Source organism: Xanthomonas populi (assembly GCF_002940065.1).
Lineage (GTDB): Bacteria > Pseudomonadota > Gammaproteobacteria > Xanthomonadales > Xanthomonadaceae > Xanthomonas > Xanthomonas populi.
The window spans coordinates 1-17,215 of sequence record NZ_MDEJ01000086.1; the positions used below are offsets into that span (position 1 = coordinate 1).

Sequence of the window (17,215 nt, forward strand, 5' to 3'; positions counted from 1 at the left end):
ATCGCTGATTTTTTGAAGGTATGGTCATCATCCAGTGCGTGTCACCACGGCTACGACTTGGTTGTTCGAGGTGCCCCCAAGTTGCTTTTGGTTGATCCAAGAGTCATTTAGAGCGGCTAACAAAACGTAGCGAGCAGTCGTCAGGTGTGTGCGGACGGCGCGCTCAGAACCGGAGTGTACGGGTGGTACATGCCGATTCCGAGCACCTGCCGCGCCCGCCTGGCGGTGAGCGCAATAGTTTTGTTAGCCGCTCTTAATTTGATATCGCGAAGCGTCTTCTTCCCGCAATGCCGCGCGCCCAGCGCCAGATCGAGGCCCTGCCAGACATTCGATCAATTTCTCGGCGTTGAATGCGTCGTCAATGATCATCCAGCGCGCTTCTGTCTTGGTGGTGACGGTGGCCAGCATCGACAGCTTTTGCCGCCCCCACCCCGACTGCGAAGGCCACTGCCGTCTTGCCGGCCGGGGCGTCGCAACGACCGCGCACATCGCTGTTCACCAACGCCGTTTCGTCTCGCCAATGTATCTGTGCGCGCTCTGCCTCGGCGCGCTTTTCAATCGCCGGATAGGTCTGGTCCAGCCACGCCTGCACCGCTTCTGGACGCTGCTCGTCCGCTTTGTTGATCGGCTTTTGCGGCGTAACCCCACACCGAGCCAGGTAAGTGCCAGCGCCCCGCACCGACCCGGTCAGATTGGCTGATCTGCATCACACCAAAGCCAAGGCGATGCAGTCGAACCCCTTTGTTTATACCGTTCGTGCAACCGATCCAGCGTTCGATGCATTGCGTCTTGTTTATCCATTGCTGTCTGACAGTATCAGGGTGAGAAAGTTTAAATATATCTTTACCGTATCAATAGTTAATCCAGAAGAATGATCGCTGTCAAAGGCGTTACATCGCATAAAGATATGCCGTTTTTAAGCAACGTATCGAAGGCAGCAATACATAACTGCCTTGGATCAACCGATCACCCGCTTGAACGGCGGCAGGGCATCAATAATGCGCTTGCCGTAGCGACGCGTCAGCAGGCGCGAGTCGAGGATGATCACGCGGCCGTGGTCGTTGGAACTGCGGATCAAGCGGCCGGCGAACTGCGTCAGGGTGCGTAGCGCATGCGGGATGGCGATCAGGTTGAAGGCGTTGTGGCCGCGGCTTTCCAGCCATTCGCTCAGGGTGGAGGTCTGCGGGTCGGTCGGCACCGCGAACGGCACCTGGGTGATGACCACCGTGGTGCAGGCATCGCCGGGCAGATCCAGACCTTCGCCGAACGAATTCAAGCCGAACAGCACCGATCCCTCGCCTGCCACGATGCGACGCATATGTTCGGTGATCAGTTGCGACTTGTTCCCCTCGCCCTGCACCAGCACGCGGTTGCGCTGCGCCAACGGCATCAGGTCGGCGACCTTTTCCATCTTCCAGCGCGAGGTGAACAGCACGATGCTGCCCTTGGCGTTCCAATCCAATTCGCGCACCAGATAGCGCGCGACTTCTTTCGGGTGACCTTCGCGATCGTCAGGCGTGACCGGAAAATTGGGCACGATCAATTCGGCCTGGTTGGGCAGATCGAACGGGGAGGCCAACGAGGCCATCTCGGCGTGATCAGGTAAGCCGTTGTCGATGGCGAAGGATTGGAAATCGCCGCCGCCAGTGAGCGTGGCCGAGGTCATCACCACCGAATCCACTTCGTTCCAGATCATGGTGCGCAGCACCTGCGCGGCCGACACCGGCGAGCAATGGCAGATCAGATCGCCATCGCGCGAGAGCGTGATCCAACGCGCCATCGGCGGTTGGCCTTGCTTGTCTTCGCGACGCCAGCCGCTCCACAGATTGTGTTGCTGTTCGGCCATCTCCAATGCCAGGCCGAGGCTGCGCTGCAGACGTTCGCGCGCGGAATCATCCTGCTTGCCCTTGGCGATCGCAGCGTGCGCGGCATGCACCCAGTTGAACAGCGCGCGGGTGTCTTCGCCGAGTTCTTCGATCGCCGGGCCCCATTGCGGCGGCAGCGTGCCATTGGCCGCACGCCACAACGGGTCGCGCTCGCCGGGTTCGGGCTTCCACACGCGTTCGACCTCGGCATGGAAAGCCTTGAGCAATTTGGACACGCGCGCGGCGACATCGATGGCTTCGTTGGGAAGCAGGTTGCCGATCTTGTCCTTGTCCACTGCGCGATACGCGGCGGCGATGAGGATCTGCAACCGACCGGTGCGCTTGGCCATTTCGTCCAATGGCAGATTGGCCGCGCCCTGGTCGATCGCCACGCCGGCAACGTGATGGCCTTCGTCGAGAACCAGCAGCATGTCGGCGGGCGGGGCAATCAACGGCTGGCCGTTTTCGGCATCGCCCAGCGACAGCGAAGACAGCAGCAAGGCGTGGTTGGTGACCACGATCTGCGCGTCGCGCACATCGGTGCGTGCCCTGAGCACCGGGCACTGCGTGGCGTAGCTGCAGCGGCGGCCCGCACAACCGGACGCGGGCGTGGTGATGCGCAGCCGCAGCGGCACCGAGATCTGCTCTGGCGCGTCGTCCAGATCGCCGTTCCAGCTGCGCTCGGCGTAGGCCTTGGCCAGGCGCTTGGCCAGGTCGGCATCGGCCGGGCTGAGCGGACGGTCGTAGAGCACCTGCTCGTCGTCGAACATGCCTTCCTGGCTGGTTTCGCCTTGCAGCTCGGCAGCATTGCGCGTGCATAAGTAACGCGTGCGGCCCTTGGCCAGCGCCACGGTCGCTTCCAGGCCGGTGGCCTTCAGAAACGCCGGGATATCGCGCTCCACCAGCTGCGACTGCAGCGCCACGGTGCCGGTGCTGATGACCAGCTTTTTCTTGGTGGCCAGGGCGATCGGCACGCCGGCAGTGAGATAGCCAAGACTCTTGCCGACGCCGGTCGGCGCTTCGGCGATGCCGATGCCGCCGGAGGTTGCCAGCGCGCGCGAGACCAGGCCGATCATCTGGCTCTGCGCCCGCCGTGTGGCGAAGCCGGGCGTGTTGGCCTGCAGCTTGGCGTAAGCCTCGCGGATGCTGACCTTGACCGGATCGGTCAGGGTGCGCTGGGGAGGGATGGGCGCCGACGGCGCGGCCGGTGGGGCGACTTCACTCATCGCGCTATTTTCGCACGGACCGGCGCAGCGGCTGCGACCGGCGTGCCAGGCAACTGAACGTCATCGTTTTGCTAAACGCGCCGCGGCCACACCTGGCCTGCCCACACCGCGCAGATCACCATCATCGCCAGGCCAATGACCAAGGTGCCGACGCACACGCCGGTCGGCCAGAAGCGGTCGTACAAACTGCCGCCCCGTTTGAACGCAGCCAGTTGGTCCGAAGACAGCAGCGTCCAGATGCCTTAGCCACTGCTGACCAGGCCGACCAAGGTCAGCCCCACGGCCTTGATCGGAATCATCCGCGCTCGCTGGCAGGCGGCAGCCGTTGCAGGCTGCGCGCCAGCGTCCACACCAGCACGCCGATGCCCACGGCCTGCACGGCCGTCAGCACGAAGTGTGCGACACCGACCACCATGCTGATCTGGCGCACATTGCCTTGTTGCAGCAACAGCATCGGAATAGCCTGGAACGCGACCTCGGCCAGCAAACAGCCCAGCAGCACCCCTAGCGCGGCCAGCCCGGCGCGCCGCAACGGCCCGCGCTGGGCGCGCCACAGCAGCACCAACCCAAGCAGCAAGGCGATCAATAGCGGCACGCGCGACAGCAGGCTGGTCACCAGGGTCAGCAGAATCTCGGTGGTGGTCACACGGTGCCCACCTCAGTCGGCGCTGATCAGGACGGCCTCGCGCGCGCGCAGCGCGGCGTAGACGGGGCTGGTGTCCGGGCGCACGCCGTGCCATAGCGCGAAGCTTTCGGCAGCCTGTTCCACCAGCATGCCCAGGCCGTCGATGGCATAACGGCATTGCGCCGCACGTGCCCAGGCCAGGAATGCGATGGCCGTTTCGCCATAGTTGAGATCAACCGCTGCGGTGAGGCTGTTGACCAGCCCCAGCGGCAGCGAGAACACACCGGCGTCACGATCGCGCCCGGCGGCCGTGGCATTGACGATCAGCTCGAAGTCGCCCAGATCGCGCAGGTCTTCGATATAGCGCGACATCACCCGCGCCGGTTCGCCCAGCGCATCGCACAACGCATCGGCGCGCTCGGGCGAACGGTTCACCACCACCATTTCGGTGATGCCCGCGTCCAGCAATGCAGGCGCCACGCCACGGGCGGCGCCACCGGCGCCCAGCAACAGCACGCGACGACCGCGCAGATCCAGGCCGTGACGATCGGTGAGGTGGCGCACCAGGCCGACGCCGTCGGTGTTGTCGCCCTGCCACTGGCCGTCGTTGCGCACCAGCGTGTTGACCGCACCGGCCAGACGCGCGCGATCGCTCAGGCTGGCCGACAACGCACAGGCGGCTTCCTTCAGCGGCAGGGTCACGTTTGCCCCTTTGCCGCCTTCATCGGCGAAGCGCTCCAGCACGGCAGTGAACGCCTCCGGCGGCGCATCGATGGCGATGTAGTCCAGCGCAATGCCGGTCTGCTCCCCGAAGTCGGCATGGATGGCCGGCGACAACGAATGGGCGACGGGGTGACCGAACACGGCATAACGGGATACGGGCATGAAACGTTCTCTGGTTGACTAGACTGTGCGCGACTTGGGGCAGGAACACCGCATGCAACTTGGATGGACGCTGCTCGTGCTGGCGGCAAGTTTACTCTTCGTCCCGGCTGCGTCGGGGCTTGCCGAATTCGGCATCGAAGGCATGGGCATGGTCTCCACGCCGGCCAACGAAGCGCGCGCCACGCTGAGCCCGGACGGGCAGCCCAGCGTCTGGGCCAGCGACCGTGCCGGGGGCGCCGGCGGCTGGGATCTGTGGCAAGCCCAATTGAGCGGCGGGCGCTGGCAGAACGCCCAGCCGCTGCCGATCAACATTGCCCAGGACGAGACCTCGCCGCTGTTCAGTGCCGATGGCCGCTGGCTGCCGTTCGCCTCCACCCGGCATGGCGGTGTCGGCGGCGCGGATCTGTATCGCCCGCCGGTGGAGACGCAGGGCCTAATCGGTGCGGCGCAATCGCTGGACGCGGCGTTCAAAAGCTGCGGCAACGAGCGCTCCCCGACCCTGTCATGGGACGGCACGCGCCTGCTGTTCGCCAGCGATGGGCACGGCGGTGCCGGCGGGATGGAGGTGTTCGTGGCGCGCTGGGATGGGCAGGCCTTCGTTGCGCCGGTGGCGTTGAGCGATATCAACAGCGCTGCCGATGAGCTGGATGCGGCCTGACTCGGCGATGGACGTGGGCTGGTGGGTGGGCGCGGCCAGCAAGATGGGCCCCGCCAGTGATTTCTGGCGGCGTGCAAGGACGGGCATTACGGCGCGGGCCAGGCGCTGCCACTGTCGTCCAACGGGCTGCAGAAACGCACCGTCGGCGTCGTGGTGGACGCGGCCAAGCCGGGCGAGTGCTGGTGACCGCAGCGCGCGCGGCGCGTGCGGGGCAACTGGATAGCTACCGGATGAAGGCGCCGGTGGTGGGTGGGGATGCGAGCTGCTGTTGAGCGCGGTTGGCAAACCTCTTGCGCGGCCGCCTGGCGGGCATTCGCTAGATTTGGTTAGCCACTGCTGTTCGACGGATCGGCTGTCGTCAGTCTGTTTTCGCCGCGCTCAATACACATCGCGCCGATAACGACCCGCTGCGGTCAACGACTCCAACCGCGTCTGGCCCAGAATCTCGCGCAGCGCACCATCAACTTCGCGCGCCATGCTGTCCAGGCTGCCACACACGTACATCACCGCGCCGCGATCGATCCAGTGGCGCAGCGCATCGCCAGCCTCGCGCAGTTGATGCTGCACATAGCGCTTGTGCGCCTGGTCGCGCGAGAACACCCAATCCAGCTGCTGCAGGTGACCACTGCCCTGCCAGGCCTGCAGTTCATCGGCAAACAGCCGATCATGGGCGGCGTGACGTTCGCCGAACAGCAGCCAATGTCCGTGCACGCCTGCCAGCTCGGCCTCGCGCAGCAGGCCGCGCAAGCCGGCGATACCGGTGCCGTTGCCGATCAACACCATCGGCGCGTGTTCGACGCGATGGAAACCGGGATTGGTGCGCAGACGCGCATGCACCAGCGCGCCGACAGGCGCATGACAGATCAGCCACCCCGAGCCCAGGCCGGGGCTACCATCGGCGCAGGTGGTCAGGCGCACGACGGCGGTCGCGCTGCCATCGGCTGGCACGCTGGCGAGCGAGTAATCGCGGGTGGGTAGCCAGGCGCACGCGTCCAGCCATGTTTGTGGATCGGGAATGGAGATCGGTGGCGTTGTGGGCGATTCCGGCAACACCCGCTCGGCAGCGGCGTGATGGAGCGGCAGCAATTGCGCGTTGGCATGCACCAGCGCATCGGGCTGCAATCCCCACGCGGCCAGACAGGTCCGCACCTGCACGTCGGCATGCGCGGGATGTATTTCGAGGATGTCGCCGGCCTGCCAGTGCGCATCGGCCGGTGGCTGCAGATCGATGCGCCAGATCGGCGCGCCTTCGCTACCCGGGTTGAGGTGGGTGCGCGATGACAGCATCCACTGCATCAGCTGCGAGCGCGCCAGCGGGATCGCGGCAACCGGTGCGCCAGCGATCTGCCCCAACTGCGCATGCCACTGCGCCAAGGCCTGCGGATCGGCGTTGTCCATTTCCACTGCGGGGAACAACGGCTGCGCGCCTTGCGTGTTCAACCACTGCTCGATCCGCCGCGAAAATCCGCAAAATTGCGCGTATTGACGGTCGCCCAATGCAAGCACCGCATACGCCAGCTGCGGCAACGCCAGGCGCTGACGCAGCAAGGCGCGTTCGAAACCGCGCGCCGCATCCGGCGGCTCACCATCCCCGAAGGTGCTGATCACGAATAGTGCATGCCGGGTGGCTTGCAGATGCTGCGCGTCGAGCTGCGCCAGCGAGCGCACCTGCACCGGCAAGCCGGCGGCCTGCAGATGCCCGGCGGCCTGCCAGGCCAGCCGTTCGGCAAACCCGCTCTGGCTGGCAAACCCGATCAGCCACGGCTCGGCTTGCGAGGCCGCCGCTGCACTGTGCAATAGAACGCGCGCGGCACGCAGTTCGCGCTTCTTGCGGCGGCGATCCAGATACAGCATCCAGCCGGTGACGAAGAACACCGACATGCCGACACTGGCCAGCATCACCACGATGCGACCCGGCAGACCGAAGAAACTGCCCGAATGCAGCGGAAACATGCTGACCAGCAACTGCTGCCCGTATGGCAACAACGCGTAGTCCTGACGTTTCAGCAGCGTGCCGCTAGCAGGCTCGATTTCCAGATTGTCGTAGGCGCGATCGTGGTCGGGAGTGTCGGGCAAAAACCGCGCGCTCAGCGGTTGCCCAGCACGTGTGGGAATGCGCAGATCCAGCGCAGAAGTGCGCGTGGCCGGGATGCCGTCGAGCGTGCGCTGCACGCGTGTGAAATCCACCGTGGCCAGCCGCTGATTGCGCCCGCCGCCACGCATCGCCGGCTCGGTGCCGAGCAAGGCCACCATGCCATCGCGATACCAGTTGTAGGACCAGGTCAGCCCGGTCAGCGCAACCAACAAATAGACCAGCAGGCACCAGGTGCCGAACACCGCGTGCAGGCTCCACAGAAAACTGCGCCCCTGCCGCCGCCATTCCACCGCCCACCAGGTGCGCAGACTCCACCAACGTCGCGGCCAACGCAGATACAGGCCCGACGCGCAGAAGAACAGCAGGATCAAGGTGCTCGCACCGGTCACCGCCTGACCGCGCTTGCCGGCGGTCAGATGGCGATGCAGGTCTTCGATCACTGCAAACGCGCCACTCAGCCGCGGAGCCGCGACCTTCTCGCCGGTATACGGATCGAAATACACCCGGCCGCCACCGTTGCCGGCCAGGCGTACGGTGGACGGACGCGCGCCGGTGGGGTCGATCAGCATGCGCGTGACCGCTTGTTGCTGGTCCAGATCGAGCTTGCGGAGCAATGCGTCGAGCGGCATCGGCCGCTCGCCTGCCGCATGCCGCTGGGCCAATTGCGCGATGGCCGGATTGGCCAGCCGCACGATTTCGTTTTCGAACGACATCAACGCGCCGGTCAGCCCCATCACCGACAGCACCAGCCCGGCGGTGATGCCGAACAGCCAGTGCAGTTGGAACAGAACGGTCTTGAGCACGCCAGAGCAGCCTGGAACAATGGGTTCGCCATTGTAGATGAGAATCGTTATCGCAGTTTGCGTGGACCAAGCTGCAGTGGCTGAGCGATTGCAGGCCCGCTCACTCAGACCAACGCACGTATTGCTGCGACTGCGAGACAGGCCCCGCACCCACGACTGATTCGCCGGCACACGGCCCATAACGCTGGTAAAAATCAAAGCAGGACCAAAACGCTGACTTCAACGCATCAGCTAACCACATGACATCTGTAGGAGACACACCAACGCCTCCCACGTACCAACCACATCAACGTACTCAGCCCTCGCGCAACCAACGCGCCACTTGCGGCGCGAAATAGGTCAATACGCCATCGGCGCCGGCGCGCTTGAAGGCCATCAACGCTTCCAGCACGCACGTGCGCTCGTCCAGCCAACCATTGGCGGCAGCCGCCTTGAGCATCGCGTACTCGCCGCTGACCTGATAGGCGAAGGTGGGCACGCGGAACTCTTCTTTGACCCGCCGCACCACATCCAGATACGGCATGCCCGGCTTGACCATCACCATGTCCGCGCCTTCTTCCAGGTCCAGCGCGATCTCGCGCATCGCCTCGTCGCTGTTGGCAGGGTCCATCTGATAAGTGGTCTTGTCGGCCTTGCCCAGATTGCCGGCACTGCCCACCGCATCGCGGAACGGGCCGTAAAACGCCGAGGCGTACTTGGCCGAATACGCCATGATGCGCACGTTGAGATGGTCCTGCGCATCCAGCGCGCGGCGGATCGCACCGATGCGCCCATCCATCATGTCCGAGGGCGAAATGATGTCCACGCCGGCTTCCGCATGCGACAGCGACTGCTTGACCAGTGCTTCGACGGTGATCTCGTTGAGCACATAGCCCTTGTCGTCGATAATGCCGTCCTGGCCGTGTGTGGTGTACGGATCCAGCGCCACGTCGGTCATGATGCCAAGTTCGGGAAACCGCGATGTCAGCGCACGCACCGCCCGCTGCGCCAGACCGTCCGGATTCCAGGCTTCGGCCGCGTCCAGGCTCTTGCCGGACGGGTCGATTACCGGGAACAGATCGATCACCGGAATGCCCAACTCCAACGCCGCTTCGGCTTCGCGCAACAACTCATCCAGCGACAGGCGCTCCACGCCCGGCATCGAGGCGATCGGTGCGCGGCCAGACAATTCATGCACAAACACCGGCCAGATCAAATCATCGGAGGTCAGCGTGTTTTCGCGCATCAACCGACGCGAAAACGCATCGTGGCGCATGCGGCGGGGGCGGTAGTGAGGATGGGCCATCGTGGGCTCCTGTCAGCAGCCCGCAAGTTTACGCCCGCCATCCGTCGCCGAGCGCGCTGCGACGCTGTGTCGCAGCGCTGCAACAGGCAAGACCGCGCCGCGCTCAATGCCAGCACCATCAGGCTGGACAATGGAAGCAGTTCAGCATGCGGGGAACGCACTCGGATGGCGGTGGTGGCGTGCATAGATCTTGTTCATCGCCAGCCGACGCAAGGCCCTATCAGGTAGCAAGACCTGCTCCGAAAGCAATGCCGCTTTTTAGATCACGCCACCGCCCAGGCCCAAACGGATCACACCGACCACGATCACCAGACCGTTGAGCAGCAAGCCGGTCTTGGCCCGCCCGCGGTGGCCGGCCGAGGTGAACAACAGCGCGATCGCGGCGATCAGCACGCCCACCGCCGCAAACGGAATCAGGAACCAGTTGCCCCAGCCCAACAACGGGATGAAGGCCAGAATCATCCACAGCAGCGCCACAATGCCCCATACCAGACTGATCACTCCCACGTGCCACCTCGAAATTCAAATGAGACCTGAGCTTAGCGCTGTGCCCGCCAAGACGCCGCGGGCGGGTGGTCACCCTGACCAATGGCGGCTTGGCGGCAACCTCACACTGGCATGGCGAGGGTGCGGCAACGTCCGGCGCGATCGAGAGCGGCTGGCAAAACGACTGCGCAGTCGCCAGGCGGGCGCGGCCGGTGTCCGGAATCGGCATGTACAGCTCGTACACTGCGGTTCTGAGCGCGCCGCCCGCACCCACCTGATGACTGCTCGCACCGTCTTGTTAACCACTCTTCAGTCCGGGCGCCGGATCATCGCTGTCACTGCCGTCAAACAGGGGTGCCACATCATGAACAAGCATGTCGTCATCGCCGCTGCGCTAGCCGTGTTGCTGGCCGGCTGCGCCAGCAGCTCCAAGGTGATGCTGGGACAGGCGCGCGCGCCGATCGACCCGGCGCAGGTCCAGGTGTATTCCAATGCCCCGGTTGGCTCGGTAGAAATCGCCCAGCTCGAATCCACCAGCGCGGCCGGCTTCGGTACCCAAGGTCAGACCGACGCGGCCGTGATGCGGCTCAAGCGCGAAGCCGCCAAACTCGGCGCCAACGGCGTGGTCATCGTCGGCGTAGGCTCGGAACGCTCCGGCGGCGGCCTGTCGGTGGGCGGTGGCAGCTACGGCGGCCGCGTTGGTGGCGGGCTGGGGATCGGGATCCCGACCACGCAGAAGCGCGCGGCTGGTATGGCGATCTGGGTGCCGGCGAGTGCGCAGCAGCGCGCTGCGCCAGATATACCGCCTCCAACTCGCTGAGGCGATCCACAAGATTCGAAAGCGTTTGCGAAGGCAGCAGTGCAGCAGTGCGCGATGGTTGGCTGATTCAAGCTCCATCGCGCCCTACGTTTTTCACGCAGCCTCTTTTGACGCAGCGTTGAACCGCTTAGCGCTTGCGTTGTTGCGCAGGAACAAACTGCGTCTCCACCGCCTTGGCCAGCTGATCCGGCGGCAGCAGGCCCTGATCGAGCAGGAAGTTGTTGAAGGCCAGGCGGTCGAACTTTTTGCCGAGTGCCAGCTCGGTGCGCATGCGCAGTTCCAGGATGCGGGCGTAGCCGTAGAAGTAGCTGCCGGCCTGGCCGGGGGCGCGGACGGTGTAGCGGTCCAGTTCCTGGCGGGTCATGGCAGGCGAAAGGCCGACGTCGTCTTCCAGCACCTGGCGTGCGCGTTCGCGGTCGATCAGGCCCAGGTTGAGCATCGGGTCGAGCATGGCGCGGGCGGCGCGCAGCAGGCGGAACTGCAGGGCGATCAGCTGGCCGTCGAGTGGTTCGTACGGCACCATTTCGGCTTCGGCGTACAGCGCCCAGCCTTCGACGTTGACCGAGTTGAACGCGAACAGGCTGCGTGCGAGCGAGACGCCGCGTTCGACCATGGCGGTGAACTGCAGCTCGTGGCCGGGGCGGCCTTCATGCGCGCTGAGCGTCCAGGCGGCGGAGCCGAAGTTGAAGTCGTCGTACTGCTCCTTCTTGGCGCCGTCGGCGGTCGGGTTGCCCAGCGGCAGCACGAACTGGCCCTGCTGGCCGGTGTTGCCGATCAGCGGTGCCGGCAGGAAGTGCGGTGCCGGTTGGGCGGCGCTTTCGGCCGCGCTGCCCAGGCGCATCTGCATCGGGCGGTTGGGCACATCGACGATGCGCTGCTGACGGATGATCGGGTCGATCTGGTCGATCACGCCGCGGTAGTGGGTTTCCAGCTGGTCGTCGGCGATTTTGTTGCCTTTGAGCGCACGGATGACCTGCACGTAATCACTGCCCTGCACGCCCTTGGCCTTGGCCACCAACGGTGCGAGCTGTTGCATGACCGAGCGGGTTTCCATGAATTCCAGTTGCGCGCGCTGGATCAACTGCTGCGGGGCGATATCGATGCCGACCTGCTTGAGCTGGAACGCATACAGCGGCTCCGGCAGACGAGTGTCCTTGCGCGCTTTGGGCAACACGCTGCTGCGCGTCCACTTGGCGTAATCCTTGAGTTGGGTGGACATGGCCTTGAGCGCTTCGTCGGCACCGGCGATCTTGTACTTGGCGAACAGCTCGCCGATGCCGGCGACGTAGGTGTCCACGTTTGCCAGCGCCTGCTCTACTTCGCGTTCGGTTGGCTGCAACAAGGCGGTGTTGCTGAGCTGTTCTTCATAGCGCTGACGGGCCAACGTGGTGGTGGGCGTGCTGCCCGGCAGCAGGCCGACGTAACGCTTGAGGCGATCCAGCGCCTTGGCGCGGCGCTCGGGCACGGTCTGGTCGGACAACAACCCGTTGAGGCCACTGAAGACCAGCTGCGGGGCGTCGTTCCACGGCAACAGGTAGCGCTCGTTGAGCTCGCTGCCTTCGATGTTCTGTTCGGCCGCGCCGATCATGATCTGCAGATCCTGACGCACGTTGGCATCGCGCTCGGTAGCCAGCTTGGTCTGCAACGCAGCGCGCGCCTTGCGCATCGCATCGCGGTAGCGTGCGGCGTTGTCTGGACCCAGGTCGATGACCTGATCGTCGTAGCCCGGCACGCCGAAGAAGCTGGCGTCTTCGGGCTGAAACGGTGCCTGGGCGTTGAGCAGGATCTGCGCATAGCCATTGCTGGTCTGCACCCAGGCAGGCGTGGCAGGCTGGGCCTGCGCGGTTTTACCCGTCTGTGCCTGCAACGGCAGCGAGGAACCGAGCGCCAGCGCGACGGCGAGAACAAGTGGTTTCATGACGCGGATCCGCAAGTTTGAGTAGCGCGACCCTACCCATCTGCGGCGGATGCGGCAATCCGTCTTAGGTCATGGCCCGCAGGGGTGCGGTGTGCCTCGGGCGGCAGGCTGACAAGAGCAGCCCGGCCGCGAGCGAATGCAAGCCACTGATGGTCAGGGCATCAAACAGCGCTGGATAAACGCCTCCGCCGTCTTGTATCGATGCAACGCAGTCGTGCCGGACAAGCCGTGTTTGGCGCCGGGATAGGTCATCAATTCGAACGCGGTACCGCGCTGTTGCAGCTCGCTCATCAGCGCGGTGGAATTGGTGAACAGCACGTTGTCGTCGGCCATGCCGTGGATCAGCAGCAGCTTGGCGCGCAGGCCGTCCAGATGGGTGGCGATGCGTGCGCCGCGGTAGCCATCGGCATTCCCGGCAGGCAGGTCCATGTAGCGCTCGGTGTAGTGGGTGTCGTACAGCCCCCAATCGGTGACCGGCGCGCCGGCCACACCGCAGACATAGGCCTCGCTGTGCTTGGCCAGCAGCATCAGCGTCATGTAGCCGCCGTTGGACCAACCCTGCACGCCGATGCGCGTTGCATCGACCCAACGCTGCGACTTGAGCCACGCCACGCCCTGCAGTTGATCGTCTACTTCGACGGTGCCTTGCCTGCCGTACAACGCGCCGCCGAAGGCGCGGCCGCGCCGCGGGGTGCCGCGGTTATCCAGCGAGAACACCACATAACCGCGCTGGGCGAGGTAGTGATCGAACAATGCATCGCCACGGCCGGGCCAGGCATCGAGCACGGTCTGCGCGGCGGGGCCGCCATACACAGACACCATGACCGGATAGCGCTTGGCCGGGTCGAAGTGGTCCGGTTTGATCAGGCGATACTGCAGCGGCGTCTTGCCGTCGGCAGCAGTGAGCGTGCCGAATTCCACCGGGCGCTGCGCGTCGCGGTATTTGGCGTAAGGGTGTTGCGGATCGGCAAGATCGTTCTTCAGCAGCGTGGCGATTTTTTCGCCATTGACGCGGAACAGTTCGATCTGCGGCGGCGTGGCAGTATTCGACCAGGTATCGACATACACGCTGGCATTACTGGCGAAACTGGCTGCGTGCGTACCATTGGTTTTTGAACGTTTTGCGATCGCGCCGCCGGCCAGTGGTACGGCGTAGAGGTGGGTCTGGGTTGGCGACTCTTTGCTGGCGGAAAAATACACCGTGCCGGCTTGCTCATCGACAGCCAGCAGCGCATCGACCACCCAGGCGCCGGAAGTCAGCGGCGCGAGCGTGCGGCCGTCTTCAGATGCCACATACAAATGCGCGTAGCCGCTGCGCTCGGTGTTCCAGAGAAAGCGGCCGTCCTTGAGAAAACGTAGATCGTTGTTGAGCGGCACCCAGGTCGGCGAAGTCTCGGTGATCAGCACGCGTTGTTTGCCACTGGCCAGCGTGGTTTCGATTAACTCGAGTGTTTTCTGATCGCGCGACTGGCGTTGGAAGGTCAATCGCTGCGGGTCGCGCCAGTCCACGCGTGCGAGATAGATGTCCGGGTTGTTGCCCAGGTCGATCCAGCGTGGGGCAGCACCGGCATGCGGTGCGATCACGCCGAGCTGCACCGCCACGTTCGGCTGGCCGGCCTGCGGATAGCGTTGGCTGATGACCTGGGTGTGGTCGGCATAGACCTCCGGGCGCTTTTGCACTGGCACGCCGGACTCGTCGATGCGCGCAAATGCGATCGCCGAATCGTCCGGCGCCCACCAATAGCCGGTGTGGCGATCCATTTCTTCGTCAGCAACGAACTCGGCCACGCCGTTGCCGATGGCCTCGCTGCCATCGCGCGTGAGCTGCAGCTGCTTACCACTGGCCAGATCGATCACCCACAGATTGCGCTGCCGCACGAAGCTGACGAAGCCGCCTTTGGGCGAGAGCTTGGGGTCGGTGGCGAAGCCTTCGCCGTTGGTGAGTTTGCGCACCGCTGCCGCGCCGGTTTTACGCAGCTCGTACAGATACAACTCGCCACCGAGTGGAAACAGCAATGCCTGCGCATCCGGCGCCCATTGATAATCGACGATTCCGGCGAAGGCGGCGATGCGTTGGCGTTCGCGGCGTGCCTTTTCGACATCGCTCAAGACTTCATTGCCGGGTAAGACGACCTTGGAATCAACCAGCAGGCGGGTCTGGCCGCTGGCGATGTCGTATTCCCACAGATCCAGCTGATTGCGGTCGCTGTCCTTGCAGCGCAGGAAGGTCACGCGCGAACCGTCGGGTGCGACCTTAGGCTTCATCAACGTCGGGCCGGAGAGCGGCAACGGGCCGGTGATGGCTTCAAGAGTGAGTTTTTCGGCGTGGGCGCTAGTGAGGGTGCTGAGCATGAGGGCAAGGGCGGCCAACAGGGAACGCATTGAAGATCCTGGCGGGAGTGCTGGGACAGGATGCATGGGTGTCAGGTGTTTGAGAAGCGGTGGGCATGTTGGGGCACCGTACCCTCACCCCCTCTCCCGACCGAAGAGGGGCTTTAGGCGGTCAGGCAGCTGCCGCGGCGGCTTCTGACTTGCCCAGTACGTCGGCGACGAAGGTGCGGATCTCGGCGTCCTGTGCGTTGTCGAAGAAGCACTGCTGGAAGCGCTCGCCGCCCACGGCCTGCTTGATCAGTTCCGGGTCGATGGCGCGCAGGCCGTCGAGGTAGGACTTGGCGATGGCCTGCTTGAGCTGGGTCAGGATGGCGGCGTTAGCGGCCTGCGATTCGCGACGCTCGGCCGGGTAGCCCAGGCCGCGCTCGCCGCTGAAGGCCTTTTCGAAGATGTAGCGCACGTTGATCTCCGCACCCCAGCCATAGCCCTTGGCGAAGGCCAGCGCCAGCGCGTTGCCGTTGTTGACCTGGGCGAACAGGTAGGCGTCGGTCGGCTCGATGCAGTAGCCGCAGACCACGCCCGGATGCGCGTTGAGCGACATCATCGCGCCCTGACCGGTGCCGCAGCCGGCGACGACGAAGTCCACGGCCTTGGAGTTCAGCAGCAGACTGGCGACGATGCCCAGGTGGATGTAGGTCAGGCGGTGGTCGTTGTCGCCGTCCATGCCGACGTTGAACACGCTGTGGCCTTGTTCGCCGGCAACCTCGTTGAGCTGCTGCAGGATCACCGGGTTCTTGCCGGCCTGACTGAACTCATTCATGAGTGCGATTTTCATGGGGATGCTCCGCTTGGTTTGGGGACGTTGTTTGGAATGTGGAATGTGGTTGGTGTATGCGCTTGGGTGCTGTGTTGATCCGCCTTTCCAGCGCCTTGTCCGAGAGGGATTAAGAGCGGCTAACAAAACGTAGCGAGCAGTCGTCAGGTGGGTGCGGACAGCGCGCTCAGAACCGGAGTGTACGAGTGGTACATGCCGATTCCGAGCACCGGCCGCGCCCGCCTGGCGGTGAGCGCAGTAGTTTTGTTAGCCGTTCTAAGACTCCGATCGAGAACGGAAGCCACGTTGCGGGACATGCAGCGCGCGCTTGGTCGATGTACGCACTTGCCGCCCCTCATCCGCCCTTGGGGCACCTTCTCCGGGCGGGAGACGGAATGACGCAATACCCGCTAGAAAGCGCGTTTGACTCAGCGTGCCAGCCAGCCGCCGTCGACCGGGATGATGGCGCCGTTGACGTAGTCCGAGGCACTGCTAGCCAGGAATACTGCGGTGCCGCCGAGGTCGGCCGGTACGCCCCAGAGCGCGGCCGGGATGCGGTCCAGGATGGACTTGTTGCGGTCCTGGTCGGCACGCAGCTGGGCGGTGTTGTCGGTGGTCATATAGCCGGGCGCAATGGCATTGGTGGTCACGCCCTTGCTGCCCCACTCGTTGGCCAGCAAGCGGGTGATGCCGGCGATGCCGGACTTGCTGGCGGTGTAGGACGGTACGCGGATGCCGCCCTGAAACGACAGCATCGAGGCGATGTTGATGATCTTGCCGCTGCGCTGCGCGATGAAATGGCGGCCGGCGGCCTGGGCGAGGAAAAAGGCCGATTTCAGATTGACGTTCATCACGTCGTCCCAATCCTGCTCGCTGAAATCCACCGCATCGGTGCGGCGGATCAGGCCGGCGTTGTTGACCAGGATGTCCAGGCGGCCAAGCCCGGTCAGGGTCTGGCTGAGGATGCGTTCCACCGGTTCAAGGCTGATCAGGTTGGCCTGGATGGCGATGAAGCGGCGGCCCAGGCCCTTGACCAGTGTTTCGGTCTCGGTCGGCGCCTGGATGCCGGCAGCGGCGATGTCGGCACCGGCCTGCGCCAGTGCCAGCGCGATGCCCTGGCCCAGGCCCGTATTGGCACCGGTGACCAGTGCAACCTTGCCTTCGAGGCTGAACGGATTGCTCATTACCTTATCGCTCCTGCTGGGTGATGCCACGTTAGTTGAGTGAAGCGCGTACGCGCGATGCGCGGCCGATTGCATTTAGTTGGGCTGTCGCGTTAATGGCGCTATCGCATTAACTGAGTGACTGCCTTGCAAGAGCCAGTGTCACTTAAAGGAGCCTCTAAAAACCCCAGCAATCTGCCATCATTGACTTGACGCCCTGCCAGCGGAGAACGACAGACAT

At 64.4% G+C, this 17,215-nt stretch carries 11 protein-coding genes, 3 other RNA genes and 2 pseudogenes; 3 read left to right on the plus strand and 13 right to left on the minus strand.

The features are described from left to right. Positions 1-114: 114 nt before the first annotated feature. The 5 genes and pseudogenes from XpopCFBP1817_RS13840 to aroE form a co-directional block, all read right to left on the minus strand. A non-coding RNA gene (locus XpopCFBP1817_RS13840) (sX9 sRNA) lies at positions 115-191 on the minus strand. Positions 192-327: 136 nt separating this feature from the next. Beyond that, positions 328-682: pseudogene (locus tag XpopCFBP1817_RS13845) on the minus strand (winged helix-turn-helix domain-containing protein); the annotation flags it as partial. A gap of 276 nt (positions 683-958) precedes the next feature. Next, entirely contained in the window at positions 959-3,091 is a 2,133-nt protein-coding gene (gene dinG, locus XpopCFBP1817_RS13850) for an ATP-dependent DNA helicase DinG (RefSeq protein WP_128417567.1), read from the minus strand. Between the two features lie 295 nt (positions 3,092-3,386). Next, positions 3,387-3,737, minus strand: a complete 351-nt coding sequence (locus XpopCFBP1817_RS13860; RefSeq protein ID WP_128417568.1) for a hypothetical protein — start codon at positions 3,735-3,737, stop codon at positions 3,387-3,389. A 12-nt stretch (positions 3,738-3,749) separates the two neighbouring features. Then, positions 3,750-4,601, minus strand: coding sequence for a shikimate dehydrogenase (gene aroE, locus XpopCFBP1817_RS13865; RefSeq protein WP_128417569.1), 852 nt, complete (start codon positions 4,599-4,601; stop codon positions 3,750-3,752). Positions 4,602-4,653: 52 nt separating this feature from the next. Between aroE and XpopCFBP1817_RS13870 the strand changes: the two are divergent. Beyond that, positions 4,654-5,531, plus strand: a pseudogene (locus XpopCFBP1817_RS13870) (TolB family protein). Between the two features lie 106 nt (positions 5,532-5,637). Here XpopCFBP1817_RS13870 and XpopCFBP1817_RS13875 read toward each other — a convergent pair. From XpopCFBP1817_RS13875 to XpopCFBP1817_RS13885, 3 genes are all read right to left on the minus strand, one after another. After that, positions 5,638-8,157, minus strand: a complete 2,520-nt coding sequence (locus tag XpopCFBP1817_RS13875) for a PepSY domain-containing protein (protein ID WP_128417570.1) — start codon at positions 8,155-8,157, stop codon at positions 5,638-5,640. A gap of 295 nt (positions 8,158-8,452) precedes the next feature. After that, positions 8,453-9,442 carry a porphobilinogen synthase gene (gene hemB / locus XpopCFBP1817_RS13880; RefSeq protein WP_128417571.1) on the minus strand — a complete coding sequence of 330 codons (990 nt, stop codon included), beginning with the start codon at positions 9,440-9,442 and terminating at the stop codon, positions 8,453-8,455. Between the two features lie 258 nt (positions 9,443-9,700). Beyond that, positions 9,701-9,943 carry a hypothetical protein gene (locus XpopCFBP1817_RS13885; protein WP_208619620.1) on the minus strand — a complete coding sequence of 81 codons (243 nt, stop codon included), beginning with the start codon at positions 9,941-9,943 and terminating at the stop codon, positions 9,701-9,703. A 212-nt stretch (positions 9,944-10,155) separates the two neighbouring features. On the opposite strand from XpopCFBP1817_RS13885, the gene XpopCFBP1817_RS13890 reads away from it, so the two are divergent. Continuing rightward, positions 10,156-10,232, plus strand: a non-coding RNA gene (locus XpopCFBP1817_RS13890) — sX9 sRNA. A gap of 60 nt (positions 10,233-10,292) precedes the next feature. Continuing rightward, positions 10,293-10,748 carry a hypothetical protein gene (locus XpopCFBP1817_RS13895; RefSeq protein WP_128417573.1) on the plus strand — a complete coding sequence of 152 codons (456 nt, stop codon included), beginning with the start codon at positions 10,293-10,295 and terminating at the stop codon, positions 10,746-10,748. 127 nt (positions 10,749-10,875) lie between these two features. Here XpopCFBP1817_RS13895 and XpopCFBP1817_RS13900 read toward each other — a convergent pair whose 3' ends face one another. From XpopCFBP1817_RS13900 to kduD, 5 genes are all read right to left on the minus strand, one after another. Continuing rightward, the gene (locus XpopCFBP1817_RS13900; protein ID WP_128417574.1) at positions 10,876-12,666 is read right to left on the minus strand and encodes a DUF885 domain-containing protein; all 1,791 of its coding nucleotides are present in this window, start codon (positions 12,664-12,666) and stop codon (positions 10,876-10,878) included. Between the two features lie 153 nt (positions 12,667-12,819). After that, positions 12,820-15,048 (minus strand): S9 family peptidase, encoded by a 2,229-nt coding sequence (locus tag XpopCFBP1817_RS13905; RefSeq protein ID WP_128417575.1) that lies wholly within the window; start codon positions 15,046-15,048, stop codon positions 12,820-12,822. A gap of 121 nt (positions 15,049-15,169) precedes the next feature. Next, the gene (locus tag XpopCFBP1817_RS13910) at positions 15,170-15,832 is read right to left on the minus strand and encodes an RpiB/LacA/LacB family sugar-phosphate isomerase (RefSeq protein ID WP_128417576.1); all 663 of its coding nucleotides are present in this window, start codon (positions 15,830-15,832) and stop codon (positions 15,170-15,172) included. 117 nt (positions 15,833-15,949) lie between these two features. Further along, a non-coding RNA gene (locus XpopCFBP1817_RS13915) (sX9 sRNA) lies at positions 15,950-16,026 on the minus strand. A gap of 213 nt (positions 16,027-16,239) precedes the next feature. Next, complete coding sequence (kduD, locus tag XpopCFBP1817_RS13920) at positions 16,240-16,995, minus strand: 2-dehydro-3-deoxy-D-gluconate 5-dehydrogenase KduD (protein WP_128417577.1); 756 nt, start codon at positions 16,993-16,995, stop codon at positions 16,240-16,242. Positions 16,996-17,215 lie beyond the last annotated feature (220 nt).

What these genes read in the sequence shown, in the direction of transcription:
- dinG (WP_128417567.1), bottom strand. Translation starts at nt 3,091, where the DNA reads ATGAGTGAAGTCGCCCCACCGGCCGCGCCGTCGGCGCCCATCCCTCCC.
- aroE (WP_128417569.1), bottom strand. Translation starts at nt 4,601, where the DNA reads ATGCCCGTATCCCGTTATGCCGTGTTCGGTCACCCCGTCGCCCATTCG.
- hemB (WP_128417571.1), bottom strand. Translation starts at nt 9,442, where the DNA reads ATGGCCCATCCTCACTACCGCCCCCGCCGCATGCGCCACGATGCGTTT.
- XpopCFBP1817_RS13895 (WP_128417573.1), top strand. Translation starts at nt 10,293, where the DNA reads ATGAACAAGCATGTCGTCATCGCCGCTGCGCTAGCCGTGTTGCTGGCC.
- XpopCFBP1817_RS13900 (WP_128417574.1), bottom strand. Translation starts at nt 12,666, where the DNA reads ATGAAACCACTTGTTCTCGCCGTCGCGCTGGCGCTCGGTTCCTCGCTG.
- XpopCFBP1817_RS13905 (WP_128417575.1), bottom strand. Translation starts at nt 15,048, where the DNA reads ATGCGTTCCCTGTTGGCCGCCCTTGCCCTCATGCTCAGCACCCTCACT.
- XpopCFBP1817_RS13910 (WP_128417576.1), bottom strand. Translation starts at nt 15,832, where the DNA reads ATGAAAATCGCACTCATGAATGAGTTCAGTCAGGCCGGCAAGAACCCG.
- kduD (WP_128417577.1), bottom strand. Translation starts at nt 16,995, where the DNA reads ATGAGCAATCCGTTCAGCCTCGAAGGCAAGGTTGCACTGGTCACCGGT.